Consider the following 18,670-nt stretch of genomic DNA (forward strand, 5'->3'; position numbering starts at 1 on the left):
TGCAAGGCGCGAAATGGGGTCAAGACTGGACGCCTTGCCCCCATTTCGTAACCCAGCAATCCGCCCAAACAGGCCGCTCCCTTCGGGTTCTCTCCAGAAAGGGCACTGGCAAGGCGCGTAACGCGTCGCGTAGCGATGCTACGCGCAAGGAGCGCAACGCGGCCAGCGCCCTTTCTGGAGAGAACACATCTCACGCCCGTTGATGAAATGAGTTCTAGTTACTATGCTGAACCGGCCGAGGCCTTTAGCAATCCTTTGCCAAGACATGATTACCAGGCAGGACTCTTACCGGATGGCGCAGACCACGATCAGCGTTATGCTGCAGTTGGGCGCGCAGGACGGCATTGGCCTCCTCGCTCAGCCAACTACGGTTATGTCCCCATATGCTGGGACCATCGGTCAGTTCCACGGCCTGCCAATTGGCGGGATCGATGACCAGACCGCCCCAGCCGTACTCGATCATGAATTCCGAAGGCGTCCTTACATAGAAGGACGTCATGTGGTCGTTGGAATGCCGCCCCAAAGTCACGGCGATGTCTTCCTCGCGCAACTGGGCGAGATCGTGCGCGTGGCCCACATCGTCGAACTGCATCAGCTCCATCATCAGGTGATGGAAGCCGCGCTGTCCCGTTTCTATCAGAGCAAAGCTATGGTGGCGCGGATTGACGTGCATGAAGTAGGCCTTGAACGGGGCCAGCACGTAGTCGGACACACCGAAGCCGAGCAGTTCGGTATAGAAAGGCAGGACGGACTCGATCCTGTCGCACGTCAGCACCACATGGCCGATGCCAAGCGGGCCGGTGCGGAATCCGGCGATATTGCGACCGGGCTCAAATGGATGATCGGCTTTTTCCGGTCCCCAGTAGAGTTCGACCCGGTTTCCTGCTGGGTCAAGCATCCAGATGAGTTCACGCACGCGACGCTGCCCGGCCAGCGCGGCACTGCCCCGCTGGACCCGAACGCCAGCCGCCTCCAGCCGCGCCGCCAGCGATTGCAAGGCCGCATCGCTTTCCACTTCCCATCCTATATGCTGGATGACGCCGTCCGGACCTTCTTCGAATTGAAAACGCTGGCTCTGGTCGTCCATGCGGAAGGACAGCGTCCGCGCCGATTGGTCGGCAATTTGCAGACCGAGAAATTTCGTGCCGAATTCAGCCCATTCTGGAAGGCGGCTGGTGCTGACACCCACATAACCCAACGCTACGACGCTCATACGGATTCCTCCATGAAACGGGTGACGATGCCAAGGAATTGCTGTTTCTTTTCGATCTGCACCCAATGGCCGCATTGGTCGATCGGATATAGGGTCGCATTGGGCAGTTTTTCCGCCAGCATTTCCGCCACCCGGAATGGGATGACGCGATCGTCGCGGCCATGCACGAGGGCCACAGGCATACGGATGGCGTTCAATTGCGCGTCGCTCAGTGCGAGCATGTCGACGCCCTGCTGTCGCGGCGCCGGGAACAACCGGGAAAAACGTTCCTGGACGTCGGCGCGAATGCTGGCGCGGTAGCGCATCTCAACCAGATCGTCCGTGACGATGGACTGGTCGTAGGCGAAGACGCCTATCAGTTCGCGCATGGCTTCGTGCGAAGGCTGATATCCCCACACCTTATCCAGCCCTTCGCTGATGGGAAAACTCGTCCCCACCGAACCCATCAGCACCAGCTTCTTGACGCGATCCGGATACATGCTCGCCGTCCTGAGCGCAATGGCTCCGCCGAAGGAATTGCCGATGATGGAAAACTGCGCGATCTCCAGTGCATCCATGAGGCCAATAACCTGCGCGACCCAGTTTTCCGGCGATGTCTGATATTCAAGCGGCGTTTGCGTGTAGCCGAAGCCCGCCATGTCGGGCGCGATCACACGATGTGTCGTCGCCAGCTCCGGCAGGACCAAACGCCAGTTGGCCCACGCCGTCACACCCGGGCCGGAGCCGTGAATGAGCAGGATGGCGTCGCCCTGCCCTTGGTCGTGATAATTGATGTCAACCCCGTCGAGGGTGATGCTGTCGCCAATCTCGGGAACGTTCTGGGTCATGCTTGCCTTTCGAATTCTTATGCCGTGATGAAGAAGAAAAATCAACCGCGCTTCCAGACCAGCCGTGCAGTGCGCGCCTCCGAGGTACCCTCCTCCAGGCGCGCCGCCAACACCAGTTGGCCGGCATCCATCGTTTCGATGCGGCGCTTCTGGATACCGCCCTTCCAGTTGGGAAAGGCGCTCAACTCGACGTGATGGCTGACGGTATCCCCGGCAAAGATGTAGGTGCCGGCATAGGCCAGCATGGAGCTGTATGCTTCGGCCTTTTCTTCCTGCGAGGCGTTCCATTGCCCGCCGGTGGTGAAGTTCTTGCGATCGCCGCGGCACAGAATGCACATCATGCGGCCGTCCGGATCATATTGGATGAAGCCTTCCACTTGCGGCCCCATCGGATAGGTACGGCGGCCATCGTCGTAAACCTGTTCCCAAGCAACGATTTGCCAGCGTCCGATTATTTTTTGCTCGCTCATTGACTGTCTCCTGTCATGTAAATTGTTGAAATCCCGTCACCCGGCAAGAGGCAACCTGTGGGTCTCTTCCTGCCGCATCAGTCAGCAAGGAAGTCCAGCACCATGCGATTGAATTTATCCGCATGCTCCCACTGCGCCCAATGGCCGCAGCGATTGAAGATGTGCATCTCGGCATTCGGCATGCCCCACAGCAAGCGCAGACCGACATCGAGAGGTACGAAACGATCATCCCGACCCCAGATGATGAGAGTCGGCGCCTTGACTTCGGAAAGGCGCGGGCCGTAGTCGCTGAACTGCTTCGGATTGGCCGCCAGGCTCTTCACCCAGTTGTCGAGATGGTCGCGGCGCGAGAGCATGTTGTCCACCCGCAGTTGCAGCAAATCGTCCGTCAGTGCGCTGGGGTCGTACACGAAGATGTTCATCATGCGCTTGACATTGTCGAGCGTCGGTTCGCGGTAGACGTGGTTGATCAGCTTGATGCCTTCCGTCGGCATCGGCACGAACTGGCTCGGACCGCCTGTGCCGCCGCCCATCAGGATGAGCTTGCCGACGCGATCCGGATTGGCGAGCGCGAAGGCCGTGGTGCTGTGTCCGCCCATCGAATTGCCGAGCATGTGAGCGCGCTCGACCTTGATCTGGTCGAGCACGAGCTTGACGATGCGGCCGTTGAAATCCGAACGCGAACCGGCCGTATTGAGGAACACATCGCTCTTGCCGAAACCGGGCATGTCGATCAGGAGCAGGCGATAGCCGGCAGCGGCAAAAGGCTCGATGTTGCGATGGAAATTGGCCCAGCCGGTTGCGCCCGGGCCCGAGCCATGCAGCATCACGACGGCTTGCCCGGATGCAGGACCGACATCGTTGTAGTGAACGTTGTATTCCACATCGCCATCGCGGACTTTTACGAACTTGCTTGTCGATGCTTCACTACAGGTTGTACTCATCTGCGATTCCTTCGCGTAAACGTACTTCGATGAAATGCGCCTGTGTCAGGCAGCCTTCTGCTTCAACATATCGAGGGCGACGTCGACGATCATGTCTTCCTGGCCGCCGACCATGCGGCGCTTGCCGAGTTCGACGAGGATGTCGAAGGCCAGCAGGCCGTACTTCTGCGCCGTCGCTTCGGAGTGACGCAGGAAGCTCGAATACACGCCGGCGTAGCCCAGCGCCAGCGTCTCGCGGTCCACGCGTACCGGACGCTCCTGGATAGGACGCACGATGTCTTCGGCCGCATCGATCAGTTTCTTCAAGTCGCAACCGTGGTTCAGGCCCATGCGATCCACCGCGGCAACAAACACTTCCAGCGGCGCATTGCCGGCGCCCGCGCCCATGCCGGTGAGACTCGCGTCGATGCGATCGCAGCCGTTCTCCAGCGCAACGATGGAGTTCGCTACGCCCAGGCTGAGGTTGTGGTGCGCATGCATGCCGGTATGCGTCTCCGGTTTAAGCACGTCCTTCAAGGCCTTGAAGCGGTCCGCGATGTCGTACATGTTCATCGCGCCGCCTGAGTCCACCACATAGATGGTGGTCGCGCCGTAGCTTTCCATCTTCTTGGCTTCTTGCGCGAGATTCTGCGGTGTAGTCATGTGGCTCATCATCAGGAAGCCGACGGTATCCATGCCGAGTCCGCGGGCGTATTCGATGTGCTGCCTGGAGACGTCCGCTTCGGTGCAGTGGGTGGCGACACGCACGACGCGGGCGCCGGCGTCGTAGGCATTTTTCAAATCGTGGATGGTGCCGATGCCGGGAAGCAAAAGCGTGGCGACCTTTGCATGCTTCAGTACACTGGCGACCGCTTCGATCCATTCCAGATCGGTGTGTGCACCGAAGCCGTAGTTGAAACTCGAACCTTGCAGACCATCGCCGTGAGCGACCTCGATGGAATCGACCTTCGCTTCGTCGAGCGCCTTGGCAATCTGAATGGCTTGCTCCAGCGAATACTGGTGACGGATGGCGTGCATGCCATCGCGCAGGGTGACGTCGGAGACGTAAATCTTCTTGGATTTGTCGAATTTGGCAGTCATGTTCTTTCCTTTGCTCGTTCTTACGCCGCCACGGGCGACAAGATGCGTCCGGCCATGCGCTCCGCCGTTTTCAGCGCGGCGCTGGTCATGATGTCGAGGTTGCCCGCATACGCCGGCAAGTAGTGGGCTGCGCCTTCGACTTCGAGGAAGACGGAAACTTTGAGGCCGGGTAGTTTGCCGACGCCAGGCACGTTCAGCGGGGTGTCGAAGCGGTCGAACTGGACTTCCTGCTTCAAGCGATAGCCCGGGACGTACTCTTGCACTCCAGCGACCATGTCGGCGACCGATTTGCGGATGGCGTCCTGGTCAGCATTGGCTTCCGTCAGGCAGTACACAGTGTCGCGCATGATGAGCGGCGGTTCGGCCGGATTCAGGATGATGATGGCCTTGCCCTTTTGCGCACCGCCGACCTGCTCAATCGCATTGGAAGTCGTCTCGGTGAATTCGTCGATGTTGGCGCGAGTGCCAGGGCCGGCGGATTTACTGGAAATGGAGGCGATAATTTCGCCGTAATACACCTTGGCCGCGCGGGACACCGCTGCCACCATCGGAATCGTGGCCTGGCCGCCGCAGGTGACCATATTGACGTTCTGCGCGTCGAGGTGGGTATCGCCGTTCACGACCGGAACGCAATACGGGCCGATGGCGGCAGGCGTCAGGTCGACCATGCGGATGCCGGGCTTGAGCTTCCTCAAGAAGGCGTCGTTCTTGACGTGCGCGGATGCGGAGGTCGCGTCGAACACGATGTCGATATCGGCGAAGTCCGGCATGCGCGTCAAACCCTCCACGCCTTCATGCGTGACAGCCGCGCCCATGCGCAAGGCACGCGCCAGACCATCCGAACCCGGATCGATGCCGACCATCGCGCCCATTTCGATATTCCTGCCGTGGCGCAGGATCTTGATCATCAGGTCCGTGCCGATGTTGCCCGATCCGATGATCGCGGCTTTGAGTTTCTTGCTCATGGTGACTCCTTAGTCGATAAATATCGCGCGCACACTGCCAAGTCCGTCGATCTGCGCCGTGAACGTCCCCGGCTGCGTGACGGCCACCATCGGACCGAGCGCGCCGGTCAACACCACATCGCCTGCGCGCAAGGGGGTGCCCATCTTCACCATCATGTCCGCCAGCCAGACGGCGGCGTTCAGCGGATTGCCGAGACAAGCGGCGCCATTGCCGCGCGACAGGACTTCGCCATCGCGGGACAGCGTCATCGCCGCTGCGACGAGATCCAGATCCGCAAGCCGCACCGGACGGCTGCCCAGAACGAACAATGCACTCGATGCGTTGTCGGCAACCGTATCCACAAAACGGATGTCCCAGTTCCGGATGCGACTATCGACCACTTCGATCGCCGCCAGCGTGTAGGCGCTGGCGGCGACGACATCGGCGAAGGTGTGCTTTTCTTGCGTCAGATCATGCTCCAGCACGAGCGCGATCTCTGCTTCGACCTTAGGCTGGATCAGGCGCGACAGCGACATCGGTGCGCCGTCGCCATAGGCCATGTTCGCAAAGAGCGCGCCGAAATCAGGCTGATCGACGCCGAGCTGCTTTTGCACCGCCAGCGAGGTCAGGCCGATCTTGCGGCCGACGATGCGCTCGCCTTGCGCAAGACGTGCATCGACGTTCGCCTGCTGCACGGCATAGGCCAGCGACAAGTCGTCGAGCGGGATTTCTCCGCGCAACGGAGACACCGTCTGGCGTGTTTCTTCTGCGTTGCGCAGCCTGCTTGCCAAGGTTTGTACAAATTGTTCTGACATTGGTATTCCTTTTGTGTCGGCTGTATTTTTTATGCCGCAGCGGGCACGGCGTGCATGGCTGCGAAACCCGCGATCCATTCCGGAATCGGGCGATAGAAATCCAGCGAGGCGCGGTAAGCGCCGTAGGCGGACAAGGCGCCGAAGGCCGCGACCCAAGTGCGGATTTCTTGCGCCGACCTGCCGCCCTCACGCACGATTTCTTCGTTGGTCATGCCATCGACGGCCGACAGCTCGAAGGCCAGTCGCACGAGAAACGCGCGGTCCCATTCGGGATTCAACGGATGCATGTTGCTGGCGCCTGCCGTGAATGCCCTGGCTGCGGCAATGGTGCGATCCTGGCGTGCATTGCGCGCCTCGGGCGTCGGATTGCGTCCGGCAATCAGCCGTTCCGTCGCTTCCGCATTCGCGCCTGTCAGTTCCGGCACCGGCGGCTCGTGCGAAATACCGCCGGAGCCGATCACCAGCACGCGCTTTCCGCTATGCGCCAGGAAGCGTCCGATGGCTTCGCCCAGCAGGCGCGCACGACGCATTCTCCCCATCGGCGGTGCAACCGAATTGATGAATACCGGGATCACTGGAAAGCGGTCCAATCCACCGGTCAGTACTTCCAGCGCCTGCGCGCAACCGTGATCCACCTGCATGCGGTAAGACAAGGCCACATCGATATCGGCAGCCAGCACGCTGCCGACCAATTCCTTGGCCAGTTCGGTTGGCACCGGTAACGGCCCGGCGAGACTTTTGTAGTCGCCGATCGAATGCGCTGCCGCGCCGATGCAAAACGGCGGCATCAGGTCGTAAAAGAAGCCGTTGTAATGATCCGGCGCAAACACGACCACGAGTTCCGGGTCGTAGGCGAGCACACGCTCGCGCGCGGCGGCCTGCACACGCTCGACTTCGGCGAGCACTTCCGGTACAGGATCGAAATAACCATGCAACGGCGTGTGGGACAGGCATTCGAGATGAATTGGCATGGATGCTTTATAAATTCTTGCTGAAAGTAATGCGCAAGGCGTTGCGGAAAATCCGTTCTTTCAATCCGCTGCGGCGCCATCGACCGGCCGGCGCCGCAGCGACTATCCCGAAACAATCCGCTCGTCCATCCGCATGAGTGTGCGAAGGAACGAGCGGTCCCGCGACCGACATCAGCGTCCTGCGGATTCCAGACGGGTCAGTGACACGTCGCTCGGCTTGGCCTCGAAGTTGGTGCGCCAAGTCGACACGTCGATCAGCGAAGCCGTCGCGTGGTTGCGCTGGAAGTCGATCACGTCCAGAGCGACAGTACGGACGTCGCCTTCCTTCTGATTGACATAGGAATGCAGTTCGATGAACTTCCAGAATTCGCCCTTGCGGTTATATGCCTCGACGTAGTGCACGCGAGGATACTGGGTCTCGATGTAGAGCACCTTCTTGCTGTACGGGTGCTGCGACGGCGTGACGGCCTCGACCACATAGACTTCACGCGGCTCGAAGGTGTCATCCAGATTCCAGTACGGCGCGGCGCGATCCAGGGTCGGATACTTCTCGGGAGTCGAAGACGCCTTGGTGTTCCAGACGTCAAGCTTGCTGTTGGCGGCAGCCAATACCCAGCGCTTTCCCAGCAACTTGTATTCGGGGTACCAGCACGGACGCGCATTGAAGCCGTCCAGATCGTCCTGCAACTGGTCGGAAGAGCCGACCGGGTCCATCCATGCGCCGCCCGACAGGCGGCGAGTGCGGCGAACGGCGGGAACGTAGGCCCAGACGTCCGGCACCTTGGTGGAGTCGTAGATCACGGTGTAAGTGCCGACGCCCTTGACTTCGGAAGGCGCCTTGAAGAACAGCAACTGGCGTACGCTCTCGTTATCGTCGCCGATGGATGTCGCGTTGCCGGTCAGGCGGCCCTTCATGTTATAGCGGGTGAACTCGGCCACCAGCTCGGCGTGGATGCCGCTCTTGCCGTCGATCAGCAACTGCGTGAAGCTGGGTACGGAAGACACGTCGCCGACCAGGGAACCCAGACTCAGGTTCCAGATAATCTTCTTCGCCGCTTCCGGATCCTTCGCGTCAATCGTCGGGAATGGTTCACCTGCTTTCCAGCCGTCGACTTGGCATGTCGCATCGTTGATCTTGGTCTTGCCTTCATTGGCCTTGCTGGCCTTGACCCAGCGCGCATCAAGGGCAACTTTCTTCGGCTTGGCCAGCGTCAGCTTCCAGCCGCTGTTACGGATGCGCCACTCCATTTTTTCGGTCAGCATGCTGGCGATGGTATGGCCTTCGAACGTGGCGCTCTTGACCTGGTCCAGGTTGGCGGCGGAAATCACCGTGCCTTCGGTCAGATCGGCAGCCAGGGCTGGCAGGCAAGCCGCGCCGATCAGCGCAGCCATCAGGGATTGGTACAGGGTAGTTGCTTTCATGATTGTTCTCCAGTGCGATCGATTAGAACTGATAAGTCAGGCTGGTGTAGACCTGGTCGCGATTGTGCAGATAGCCGAACAGCGTGGTCCTGTCGTTGGCATTGTTGGCCTTCATGTAGCCGCTGTCCCAGAAACCGTCGTACTCGACCTTCCAGCGCCAGTTCTTGCCGAACTGCATCGTGACCGACGGAATGAAGAAGCCGCCGCCATTGGTGATGTCCGAACCCAGCACGAGCTGCGGATGGACACGGCCGTTGTCGTAGCTCAGATCGAAGATGGTGGTCAGCAGCGCATTGTGCCGCTTCACACGACCGCCCCAACCCACGTTATAAAGCAGGTTTTCATTCGCGTCGAAGTTCTGAATCCACTTGTCGAACAACTGCACCGAGAAGAACATCGGCTTTTCCGTTCCCAAAAGCCCCTGCGTGAAAGCGAAGTTCTTGTCCATGCGGATCATGGAAGCAATCACGTTCTTGGTCTTCCAGCCATCGAATCCCGGCGCGATGAACTGGGTCATCAAGGACGGCGTCGCCGATGCATAGTTGAAAGGAGCGTCCTTGATATAGGCTACTTCGGCGCTGAACACGGCATCGGCCAGGTCGGAGTAGCGGCTGGCCGTTGCTCCAAACACGTTCACGATCGGATAGATGATTTCGCCGGCCATGCCCGCCGTGGTCGTACTGCCAATCGGCGTCGCGCCGGAAGGTACGCCCGCGAAGGTCGGCGACGGGTTCAGGATCGGCGAGTTGTAGAAGGTGCGCATCCACGACACCGAATAGTTGGTATCGCCGGCGATGCCGCTCCAACGTACGCCGCCGGTCTTGCTTTGGATGTCGGCCTTGGAATTATTCCAGGCGTAAGGATCGATATTCCGGAAATCCACGCCGGCATAGGGTTGGCTGGACCAGCGACCGCCATAGATATCGATTTCCGTACCGATATCCTTCTTGCGATCCCAGCCCGGACGAATGAATGCCTCGATGCCGCCGTTCGCTTCGGGAACGTCGACATTGACCTTGAGCGCGATATTGCCCTTGCGCAGTTCTTCGTTGGCTGGCTCCAGAAAGCTGCGCCAGACATTGCTATAACCCATGGCAAGGTCGTTGGCGACGAAGAAGTCGGTCTCGCCCCAGACGATTTGCTGCTTACCCAGACGGAACTTGACGCGGTCGCTGGCCTTGTAATCGGCATACCATTCACGCAGATCGACCTCGTTGTACAGGTCCATCACGCCGTGGTTGTTGTAATTGTTCGCCCCCATCCCTTCCAGATGGCCCAGGAACGACGTCTTGATTTCCTGAGAAGCGCGCGCCTTGAGGACGAAGCCGAGGGAATCATTCGCCTTGAAGTCGGTGTTCAGACGCAAGGTCGTACGTGCCATCGACACCTTGCCCTGGTCGTTATAGTTTGGCGTATCCTGCCAGTCCTTGGCATTGATGGATACTTCTTCCCGCACATAGCCGTCGAAGTGAAAACGATTCTCGCCGCCGTTGTCGTCGGCCATTGCCAGCGGAGCCGCGGCCACCATCACGGCAGCACGAATCAGCGGGCGGACGAGGCGGCTGGGTCGCATGATGCTCGATTTGCGTTGCTTCATTTTTTCTCCCGAAAAAGAGATGTGGATAAGAGCTGCATGTATTGGTGGGACTTTTTGTTTTTGTTCAGTAAATCAAGCCGCCTGCGGCAGCAGTACTTTGGCGTCGCCCCCCTGCGCGCCAAAGATGAACTTGGGACGGAACACGTAAATCAGCGAAGGCATCACGAACAGCGCCGACATCGCGGACACCGAGAGCCAGATGGCCATCAGCAGCCCCATCTCCGCCTGGAAACGCAGCGACGAAGCCCACCACAAGAGCGTGCTCAGGATCAGCACGCTGGCCGTGACGATGACGCCCATGCCGGCCGAGTGCAGCGCCTGACGGATGGCATGCTCGGGCGAACTGCCGATGGCGATTTCTTCCTTGACGCGGTCGGCGATGTAGAACGCGTAATCGACACCGAGGCCGATGCCGAGCGCGGCCACCGGCACCGTATTGATGTTCATGCCGATGCCCTTCCAGACCATGAAGGCGAAGGTCAGCATGTTGGAGATGATGACCGGCACCATGAACAGCATCCCGGCGATCGTCGAGCGATAGACGATCGTGCACAGCACCGCCAGCACCAGGAGCGCCAGCGCGATGGCTTCGATCTGGCTGGACAGGATGATTTCGTTGATTGCCGCCATCACGCCGACGACACCGCCGGCCAACTGCCAATGAGCATCCTTGACCGGATTGGCGGCGATGAATTCCTGGATGCGCGCGACCGCGGTGCGGATGGTTTCACCCTGACGATCGCGGAACATCAGCGTGACGGAGGCGTTGGAAGATTGCCGGTCAATAAAGCGATCCATGTCGCCCGGCTCGGAGACCGATTCCAGCATCGCCATGAGACTGGCGTTGATGGCCGCGTTGTCCGACATTTCCTGGTAATGCGGATTACCTTCGTGCAGGCTGGCGTTCACCTGCGGGATCACGTCGGCAATCGACAGCGAGCCGCCGATCTCGGGCTGTACTTCCATGAAGCGCTGGAAGCGGTCCATCGATTGCAGTACGTCGTTGCTTTTGACCGCACCCGGCTTGTCGCCGTCGCCGATCACCACGAACATGCGGTCGACGCCTTCGAAGCGCGAATTGATCGCCTTGGAATCCTGGTTGTACTTCGCGTGGGGCCACAGGATCGGCGAACCGGGATTGGCGTCGCCGATCTTCAGGTTCAGCGCATAAATGCCGGCGCTGACGATGACCACCAGGCTGACGCCCAACACTGCATAGCGGGCGCGGGACAAGGTGATGAAAACCGAGAAGTCCAGGACCTTGCGCAGGAGCGGTTGCAGGTTGAGCGGATGTGCAAAGCCGCGCGGCTTGCGGATGTAGGACAGCAGCACCGGCGTCAGGATGACGGCACTGACGGTGAGCGTGGAAACCCAGACCACAGAAAGCACGGTGAGCTTTTGCAACATCGGGATCGGACTCATGGCGACCACAGCCATGCAGGCGGCATCGGCAATCACGCCCAGCATGCCGGGGCGGAATAAATCGGCCAGCGCGACACGTGCGGCGGTGCGAGACAGTTCTTCGCCGACAAGTTGCGGTTGCGCATCCAGTTCGTCATCGAAGCGATTGACGATCTGTACCGAGTGCGATACGGCGCGTGATGTGATGAGCATCGCCACCACGATCACCAGCGGTTCGAAATTGATGTGCAGGATCTGGCAAATTCCCAGCGCCCAGATGGCGGAGACAAGTCCGGCCAGCAACGGCAGCATTACGCCGCGCCAGGTGCGCAGCAGCACGAAAAGCATGGCCAGCGTGACACCCAGCGCGTAGAGCACCAGATGCAAGGTCTCGGGCAGATAGTGATTGACCCAGCCGAACAGGATCGGATCGCCGACCACGCGAATCTTCACCGAGCCGTCATCGACCTTGGCGATCTGCGCGTTGATTTCTTTGAAGACCGTGGCGTAATCGACTTTCTGGTCGATGAAATCCACCGTGATCAACGTGGCCTGCAAATCCTTCGAAACATACGGGCCGTACACCAGCGGATTGCGCAGCACCGCCGACTTCAGCTCAGCCATCTTCTCGGCCGTCTGCGGCACATCGGGCCACATCAGCGGCGAACTCTCGATGCCGCTGGTCGAGGCATGCACTTCCTTGAGTTTCTTCGAGGCCAGCGAGGTGATCTGGAACTGGTTGACCGCGGACACTTCGCGCATGCCCAGAGTCAGGTCGCGCACCTTCTCCAGCAAAGACTTCTGGAAGATGTCGCCCTTGTCGACTTCGAGCATGATGGTGACCATGTTCGAGCCGCCGAAGGTGTCCTTGAATTTCTCATGCGTCTTCACGTACTCATGCTTCGAGGGCAGCATGTCCTCGAACACCGTACGCACCTGAATGTGCAGGGCGAACCAGCTCAGGATGAGGGTACAGGTCAGTAACAGACAGACGACCAGTTTGCGTCGGCTGATGCAGAAATGCGCGATACGTTCAATCATGGGAGCAATCTCGAAAATGGTGCGGTGATTTAATTCGATGCCAGCGGTTTCCATTGCTGGCCATCCCAGCTACCGACATCGGCGCCGGTCAGCCAATAGGAAGAACCGGATGCCAGCGCGCGGGTGTGCCACGACAGGGTGTGTTCGCCCAGCGTGCCGGTCTTCCATTGCAGGCCGTCTGCGCCTTGCTTACCGCTGATCCAGCGGCCCAGCGCGCCGACCGCGAACCATTCGTTCTTGTCGGCGTTCCACAGCACATCCAGCAAGTGGTCATGCACCGGCAACTTGGCGCTGGTCCATGTACGTCCGCCATCGCTGCTGCTCAGCACCGCTCCATCGAGGCCGACGGCAACGCCATTGGCCGCATCGCGGAAGGCGACGGACATGAGCGAACCCTGCACCGAAGCCTGCTCTTTCTCCCAGTTCTTGCCGCCGTCGCCGCTGCGCAAAATCTTGCCGAACTCCCCCACCGCGACGAACGTACCGCCATCGAGGATGGCGACGTCGTTCCACGCCACATCTTCTTCTTCGCGCATGCGCTCCCAGGTCTTGCCGTAATCCTGCGTGCGCAGCAGCGCGCCCATCTCGCCCACGGCGACCGCGACGCCATTGGGGCCGGTGCGCACGCGGTTGAGCTTGTTTGCGACTTGCGAGCGCGGCACGCTGTCCGCCTTGGTCCAGTGCTTGCCACCGTCTTCGGTATGCAGAATGACGTTGTCGTTGCCGACGGCCACGGCATGCGCGGCGTCGAAGGCGGCGATGTCCTGCAGGGACAGATTGACCGGCGTTGCCTGGCGCACAATCTTGTGGTCTTCGCCGATAGAGAGAATCTTGCCGTTGGAAGCGGCAACCAGAAGCGTGCCGCCTTCACCCTGCGCAATGCCGTAGACGCGGTCGCGCCGCTCCAGCGCCGGCGGCGTGACGCTCGCGCCAACGGCCTTGGGTTTGATGAACAGGCCGGCATACAGCAGACCGGCAATGATCATCCACGGTAGGGCTGACACAAGCAGACTGGTAACGCGCCGTTTCTCACTTGGCAGCGTCGGGTTCTCCACACGAAGACTGAAAGACTTGTTCATAGAGCAATTCACTTGGTTGACATGTAAAAAACTACTGGTGCGTACTGATTTTCTCGATTCCGATCCGGCGCGACTATCCGAACAACGCGGGCTTATCCCTTGCCCGCAATATTCATGACGGCGGCGTGACAATTTTTGGGTGGGTGCATCGCGCAAAAAGACGGCGCGCCGGGAATTGCCCCGGCACGTGGCCAGCCAAGGATCAGAAAAAGAATGTTTCAGGCCGGCGGGATGCGACCGAGCACGGATTCGAGGGCGATGCCGATCGCCAGCAGACGGCGATCGCTGCCCGCCGGCGCGTCCAGCTCCAGTCCGACCGGCAGGCCGGTGCGTCGTCCCAGCCCGACCGGCAACTGGATGCAAGCCAGTCCGGCGCTGGCCCCGGGCTCGGTATTGCGGATCAGGCGCTCGAAGATTTCCGGCTCGTTGACTTCGGGACATGCCACCGGTGCAACGATAGTGCTGGTGGGAAAGATCAACGCATCGGCAGCGTAGGTGTCGTACAGATACTGGTAGTGTTGCTTCAGCGCGGTGCGGCCGGTGTTCTCGGCGGCTTCGAACAACGGTTCGACATCGACCATGCCTTCGGGCGTCGGCGATTTTGCCGGCAGCACCAACTGCTCGTAGATCGACTTCACATCCGGGCTGTGGATCTTGCTGACCATTTCTTCGATGGACATGCCCGGGCCCTGTTCGCGCAAATAGGCTTGCATGCCGACCCGCGCTTCGTGGATCACCACCGGAAAACCGATCGGCTGGTTGAGTTCAAAAATCTGCGCATGAGGAATTTCGACCACGGTCACGCCGTGCGCACGCAGCTTGTCCATCGCCGCCAGCGCAGCTTCCTGCGTGTCTTCGTCGAGTCCCTGCCAGAACTGGGCCGGCATCCCCAGCCGCAACTTTGACAGCTCGATGGGCGGCAGCGTGTATTCGTCGGTGATCAGCGCATCGAGCAAAGCGACGTCGGACATACATTGCGCCATCGGTCCGACCGTATCGCGACTGGTCGAGATGGGAACCGTGCCTAGGCGCGGGTAGCGGCCGCTGCTCGGACGCAGAGAAGCGCAACCATTGAGCGCGCAGGGAATACGCATGGAGCCGCCCGTGTCAGTGCCAAGCGCCGCCAACGACATGCGCGCGCCGAGCGCTGCCGCACTTCCGGAAGACGAACCGCCGGCGATCCGTTCGCTATCGTAGGGATTGCGGATGCCGACCTTGCTGCCGGTATTGAATGCGCGGTTATAACCGGTCGCACCAAAAGCGAACTCGTGCAGGTTGGTCTTGCCCAGCACGATAGCCCCCGCATCGCGCAGCTTCTGCACGGTGGGTGCATCCTTTGCCGGCACGAAATCGGCGAACGCCGGCGAACCCGCCGTGCACGGCATACCGGCCGCATGGATATTATCCTTGACCACGAAGGGAATGCCGGCCAACGGCTTGAGCGGCTTGCCGGCGGCACGGTCCCTGTCGGTTTGCTCAGCCGCTTGCAATGCACCTTTTGCATCGACGGTCACAAAGACATTCAAATGCCTGAGTTCATCGATGCGGCGCAGACAGGCTTCAACCAATGCCGTGCTGGTCAGCGTGCCGTCGCGAAACGCCGTCATCGCTTCGTGAATACAGAGATCGGTCGACAGCGCCTCTGCTACCAATGGGGAAGTGCTCATACAGTACTCCTGGATTGTCGAATCAAGTGCAAATCAAATACAGATCAAATACGGAAGGCGTAGTCCTTGATCACTTCCGGACTAGGGAAGGCGGTCTTGCTGTGGCTGATGCCGAGGTCGAGCATCAGTTCGCACATCTTGTAGGCGATCACGCCGGGATTGAGGACCGGCACCGACAGGTTGGCCGCCAGGTAGGCATGCGACTGGTGCATGGTGGTGGACCCCAGCACCAGCACATCCGCGCCGTCTTGCTCGATGGCCAGCTTGGCTTGTTCGAGCAGCTTGCCGAACACGACGTCCTCCTTGCCTTGCAGCAAGGACTCGGTGTCGGGACGCACATCGATGGAGCGGATCGATGCCAGGCGCGATTCGAGGTTGTATTCCTTGAGCGTCTTGCGATACAGCGCGAACCACTGCGGCCACATGGTCAGGACGCTGAACTTGTGGCCCAGCGTGCAGGCCAGATGGAAGGCGCTCTGGCCCGGCGCCATCACGGGAATGGACAGGCGTGACCGCAAACCGTAGAGGCCGGAGTCGCTGACGGTATTGATGCACACCGCATCAAAGCCCTCCTCCTCGGCCTTCATGCCGGCAGCCAGCACGGCGGCGTCCATCATGGTCGTATCGTAGTAACTGTCGGCGAGGCTGAGCACGCTGCCCGCGCCGACGAACTCCACTTCGATGTCGTCGCGCACCATGCCGGGGGGAAGCTGCGAGGCAAACATCGCCTTGGTCTGCTCGTTCATTGGCACGGGGACGATAAGCTTGATGCGTTTCTTCATGACAGATCCTTTCGTTTTTTGCAGATTCATCGACAAAATTCCTTTACAAACCTATTTCGCTGCGCGGGCGCGTCAGCGTGTCGATCAACGCGTACATGATCTTTTGGGCGCAGGGAATCAACTCGGGTACGTAGGTCGCGCCCATGCCGCCCAATCCTTCAGCCACCGGCAACGGTGCGCCTTGCGCCGGCCACGGCCAACCGATGCGCGCGGTCGGCACGCCATAACGGCGCAATGCCGCACCATCCGTCTGTCCGCCCAGCCAGTCGGGCGTGCCATGCGGCTTGCCTTCGATGTGTTCCCAGCCGCGCTTGCAGGACTGGATGATCCAGTTCTGCGGATCGGTAGTGCCGCCGGGCACGGATCCGTACATTTCCCAATCCATTTCCAGCTCGGGACGTCGCGCCTTGAGGTCGGCGACGAAGGCCGCGAATTGCGCCTTCACATCGGCCGGCGAACTGCGCGGATTGACACGCACGTCAAAAAACAATTCGGTGAGGAAGGAAGGGAAAGCCGGACGCTCGGGATTGCCGCCGCGCACACCGGCGATCCAGCCGTGCGGCTTGATCACGCCGGAGGTGTTTTTCTCGGCATAATCGAGAATCCATTTTTCCAGTTCGGGAATGACTGTCGCAGTCGCACCGACCGAGCTACGGAAGCCCGGGATGTCATGCGGTACGCCCGCGTAACCCAGCGTGCCGTACACGCGCAGCTTGAACCAGGCCATGCCCGGCTCTTCGTGATAGACCCAGTTCCACGGCTTCATGATGACGGCGAAGTCGGGATACATGCCGCGATTGAGCAGATGCAACACCCCTCCGGACATGCCCGCGTGCTGGCGCGAAGAAATGTCCACCGGCATGCCGCCGTCGGCCATTCCCATCAGCAGATCGCCCCGCAGCGGTACCTTGGCTTCGATCAGTGCGGCGGCGACTTCGGTGAGCGTGGCGATCATGCCCTTGGGGTTGGATGCGCCGAGACCGAACACCCAGTCGTCGACCTGTTGCGCGCGCGGCTGCATGTCGGCCTCGGTGGCGGGGCCGGTCAGCAGTTCGCGTTCTTCCGGCGTGCAGTCGAGGTGCGTGTCGATCGGTGCATACAGCATCACGGAAGCGCCGCCGCCTGCGCCCTTGTATTGCGCCTTGACGTTGCCGCTGATGTCGGTCAGCGGCTGGTAGTCGGCCTCAAAGCCAAGCTTCGCCAGGTGGGCGACCATGAATTCGCTGGCTGCACGCGTGGCGCCGGTCGGGCTGTGGATATCGGTCAGATCGAACAACAGTCGTTGCAGGCGCCTGGGGTCGATTTTCGCGCAGGCCTGCTCATACCATTTCTTCTGTTCGGCGGAAAATGGGAGGGGAGTTGTTGTGGGTAGCATGACGGCGCTCCTTCTTGTCTCAATTGGTGGGCGTGAATTGTTCGCTGTAGATGTTGGCCGGGTCCGCACCCAGTTCGATCAGGCGTTTGGTGGCTGCGTCGATCATCACTTGCGGACCGCAGAGATAGGCGACGGTGTCGGGCGTCACATCGCCTTCGCGCAGGGCGCTGACCGGATTGCCGTGATGCATGCCTTCCTGCGGATCGCGGTCTACGCAGATGCGTGATTCAAGCGTCGGCAGCCATTGCTTGCGCAGCGCGATGTCTTCCAGGCAGAACAGTGCGTCCGGCGTGGCGCAGCCGAAGCTGAGCAGCATCGGCGGCTTGCGTCCGCCGCTCTGGCGCAGGGTGTCGATCATCGACAGGATGGGGGCAAGGCCGGTGCCGCCGGCGACGAAGATATGCGGGGCACGCCTTTTCTCTTCGCGCAGGAAGAACGAGCCGTACGGGCCGGTCAGCCTCAGCACCTGATCCGGCTCGGCCATCTTCGACAGGAAGTTGGACATCGCGCCGTCGGGCAGGATGCGAATGAGAAATTCCAGCTTCGGTATATCAGTGCCTACGCTCGAGGGCGAATAGCTGCGCAGCACGCCGAGTCCCGGCACTTCGATCTGCATGAACTGGCCGGGACGGAATTCCATCCACTCGCCATCGGCCAGCTCCACCGTCAGACGCACGGCATTGCTGGCAATCTGCTCGACTGAATCGATAAAAGCGTGGACTTCGTGCGCGACGCTGGTGCCGGCTTTGCTGGTGTAAGCGAGGTCGAAACTGCAATCCGACTTTGCTTCGCACACGCACAGCAGGCGTGTGCCGGCCGCCACTTCGCTGGCGAGCAGGGTCGAGCTGACACCGGCGCGAACCTGCGCGTCGCCGGACGCCAGCGTGGCGACGCAAGTCGAGCAACTGCCGGATTGGCACTGGTACAGCACGGGAATCTCGGCGGCGATGGCGGCGTCGAGGATGAATTCGCCGGCGGCGACGTCGAAACTACGGCTGACGCCGTCGGCATAGTGGAGGGTGACATGAGGCATGGTGTTTC

The 18,670-nt window shown here is 60.5% G+C and carries 16 protein-coding genes; all 16 read right to left on the minus strand.

From position 1 onward, the window contains the following. Positions 1–244: 244 nt before the first annotated feature. A complete protein-coding gene (locus RV1423_RS10585; protein WP_034296270.1) occupies positions 245–1,213 on the minus strand; it encodes a VOC family protein in 969 nt (322 codons plus the stop codon). Continuing rightward, positions 1,210–2,040 (minus strand): alpha/beta fold hydrolase, encoded by an 831-nt coding sequence (locus RV1423_RS10590; protein ID WP_034296273.1) that lies wholly within the window; start codon positions 2,038–2,040, stop codon positions 1,210–1,212. Before RV1423_RS10590 ends, RV1423_RS10585 begins: the two co-directional genes overlap by 4 nt. A 41-nt stretch (positions 2,041–2,081) precedes the next feature. Further along, positions 2,082–2,510: a lipocalin-like domain-containing protein gene (locus tag RV1423_RS10595; protein ID WP_034296276.1), complete on the minus strand. Its 429-nt coding sequence runs from the start codon at positions 2,508–2,510 to the stop codon at positions 2,082–2,084. A gap of 77 nt (positions 2,511–2,587) precedes the next feature. Continuing rightward, the gene (locus tag RV1423_RS10600; protein ID WP_034296279.1) at positions 2,588–3,454 is read right to left on the minus strand and encodes an alpha/beta fold hydrolase; all 867 of its coding nucleotides are present in this window, start codon (positions 3,452–3,454) and stop codon (positions 2,588–2,590) included. 45 nt (positions 3,455–3,499) lie between these two features. Then, the gene (gene dmpG / locus RV1423_RS10605; protein ID WP_034296282.1) at positions 3,500–4,534 is read right to left on the minus strand and encodes a 4-hydroxy-2-oxovalerate aldolase; all 1,035 of its coding nucleotides are present in this window, start codon (positions 4,532–4,534) and stop codon (positions 3,500–3,502) included. 20 nt (positions 4,535–4,554) lie between these two features. Further along, entirely contained in the window at positions 4,555–5,499 is a 945-nt protein-coding gene (locus tag RV1423_RS10610) for an acetaldehyde dehydrogenase (acetylating) (protein WP_034296285.1), read from the minus strand. Positions 5,500–5,508: 9 nt separating this feature from the next. Next, positions 5,509–6,294 carry a 2-keto-4-pentenoate hydratase gene (mhpD, locus tag RV1423_RS10615; protein ID WP_034296288.1) on the minus strand — a complete coding sequence of 262 codons (786 nt, stop codon included), beginning with the start codon at positions 6,292–6,294 and terminating at the stop codon, positions 5,509–5,511. A 29-nt stretch (positions 6,295–6,323) separates the two neighbouring features. Further along, on the minus strand, positions 6,324–7,265 hold the full coding sequence (locus RV1423_RS10620) for a 3-carboxyethylcatechol 2,3-dioxygenase (RefSeq protein WP_034296291.1): 942 nt from the start codon (positions 7,263–7,265) through the stop codon (positions 6,324–6,326). A gap of 171 nt (positions 7,266–7,436) precedes the next feature. Further along, a complete protein-coding gene (locus RV1423_RS10625; RefSeq protein WP_034296294.1) occupies positions 7,437–8,687 on the minus strand; it encodes a DUF1329 domain-containing protein in 1,251 nt (416 codons plus the stop codon). Positions 8,688–8,709: 22 nt separating this feature from the next. Next, positions 8,710–10,284: a DUF1302 family protein gene (locus tag RV1423_RS10630; protein ID WP_155835077.1), complete on the minus strand. Its 1,575-nt coding sequence runs from the start codon at positions 10,282–10,284 to the stop codon at positions 8,710–8,712. A gap of 72 nt (positions 10,285–10,356) precedes the next feature. Then, entirely contained in the window at positions 10,357–12,726 is a 2,370-nt protein-coding gene (locus RV1423_RS10635) for an RND family transporter (RefSeq protein ID WP_034296484.1), read from the minus strand. Between the two features lie 29 nt (positions 12,727–12,755). Next, the gene (locus RV1423_RS10640) at positions 12,756–13,730 is read right to left on the minus strand and encodes a YCF48-related protein (protein WP_197034917.1); all 975 of its coding nucleotides are present in this window, start codon (positions 13,728–13,730) and stop codon (positions 12,756–12,758) included. A 293-nt stretch (positions 13,731–14,023) separates the two neighbouring features. After that, positions 14,024–15,472: an indoleacetamide hydrolase gene (iaaH, locus tag RV1423_RS10645; protein ID WP_051516622.1), complete on the minus strand. Its 1,449-nt coding sequence runs from the start codon at positions 15,470–15,472 to the stop codon at positions 14,024–14,026. A 44-nt stretch (positions 15,473–15,516) separates the two neighbouring features. After that, positions 15,517–16,254 carry an aspartate/glutamate racemase family protein gene (locus RV1423_RS10650; protein ID WP_034296488.1) on the minus strand — a complete coding sequence of 246 codons (738 nt, stop codon included), beginning with the start codon at positions 16,252–16,254 and terminating at the stop codon, positions 15,517–15,519. Positions 16,255–16,297: 43 nt separating this feature from the next. Further along, positions 16,298–17,629, minus strand: a complete 1,332-nt coding sequence (locus tag RV1423_RS10655) for a M20 family metallopeptidase (RefSeq protein ID WP_034296300.1) — start codon at positions 17,627–17,629, stop codon at positions 16,298–16,300. A gap of 19 nt (positions 17,630–17,648) precedes the next feature. Then, positions 17,649–18,662 carry a ring-hydroxylating dioxygenase ferredoxin reductase family protein gene (locus RV1423_RS10660; RefSeq protein WP_034296303.1) on the minus strand — a complete coding sequence of 338 codons (1,014 nt, stop codon included), beginning with the start codon at positions 18,660–18,662 and terminating at the stop codon, positions 17,649–17,651. Positions 18,663–18,670: the final 8 nt, after the last annotated feature.

Source organism: Herbaspirillum sp. RV1423, from assembly GCF_000577615.1.
Taxonomy (GTDB): Bacteria; Pseudomonadota; Gammaproteobacteria; order Burkholderiales; family Burkholderiaceae_D; genus Herbaspirillum.

Coding starts and splice junctions, on each gene's coding strand:
- RV1423_RS10585 (WP_034296270.1), bottom strand. CDS start 1,213: ATGAGCGTCGTAGCGTTGGGTTATGTGGGTGTCAGCACCAGCCGCCTT.
- RV1423_RS10590 (WP_034296273.1), bottom strand. CDS start 2,040: ATGACCCAGAACGTTCCCGAGATTGGCGACAGCATCACCCTCGACGGG.
- RV1423_RS10595 (WP_034296276.1), bottom strand. CDS start 2,510: ATGAGCGAGCAAAAAATAATCGGACGCTGGCAAATCGTTGCTTGGGAA.
- RV1423_RS10600 (WP_034296279.1), bottom strand. CDS start 3,454: ATGAGTACAACCTGTAGTGAAGCATCGACAAGCAAGTTCGTAAAAGTC.
- dmpG (WP_034296282.1), bottom strand. CDS start 4,534: ATGACTGCCAAATTCGACAAATCCAAGAAGATTTACGTCTCCGACGTC.
- RV1423_RS10610 (WP_034296285.1), bottom strand. CDS start 5,499: ATGAGCAAGAAACTCAAAGCCGCGATCATCGGATCGGGCAACATCGGC.
- mhpD (WP_034296288.1), bottom strand. CDS start 6,294: ATGTCAGAACAATTTGTACAAACCTTGGCAAGCAGGCTGCGCAACGCA.
- RV1423_RS10620 (WP_034296291.1), bottom strand. CDS start 7,265: ATGCCAATTCATCTCGAATGCCTGTCCCACACGCCGTTGCATGGTTAT.
- RV1423_RS10625 (WP_034296294.1), bottom strand. CDS start 8,687: ATGAAAGCAACTACCCTGTACCAATCCCTGATGGCTGCGCTGATCGGC.
- RV1423_RS10630 (WP_155835077.1), bottom strand. CDS start 10,284: ATGAAGCAACGCAAATCGAGCATCATGCGACCCAGCCGCCTCGTCCGC.
- RV1423_RS10635 (WP_034296484.1), bottom strand. CDS start 12,726: ATGATTGAACGTATCGCGCATTTCTGCATCAGCCGACGCAAACTGGTC.
- iaaH (WP_051516622.1), bottom strand. CDS start 15,472: ATGAGCACTTCCCCATTGGTAGCAGAGGCGCTGTCGACCGATCTCTGT.
- RV1423_RS10650 (WP_034296488.1), bottom strand. CDS start 16,254: ATGAAGAAACGCATCAAGCTTATCGTCCCCGTGCCAATGAACGAGCAG.
- RV1423_RS10655 (WP_034296300.1), bottom strand. CDS start 17,629: ATGCTACCCACAACAACTCCCCTCCCATTTTCCGCCGAACAGAAGAAA.
- RV1423_RS10660 (WP_034296303.1), bottom strand. CDS start 18,662: ATGCCTCATGTCACCCTCCACTATGCCGACGGCGTCAGCCGTAGTTTC.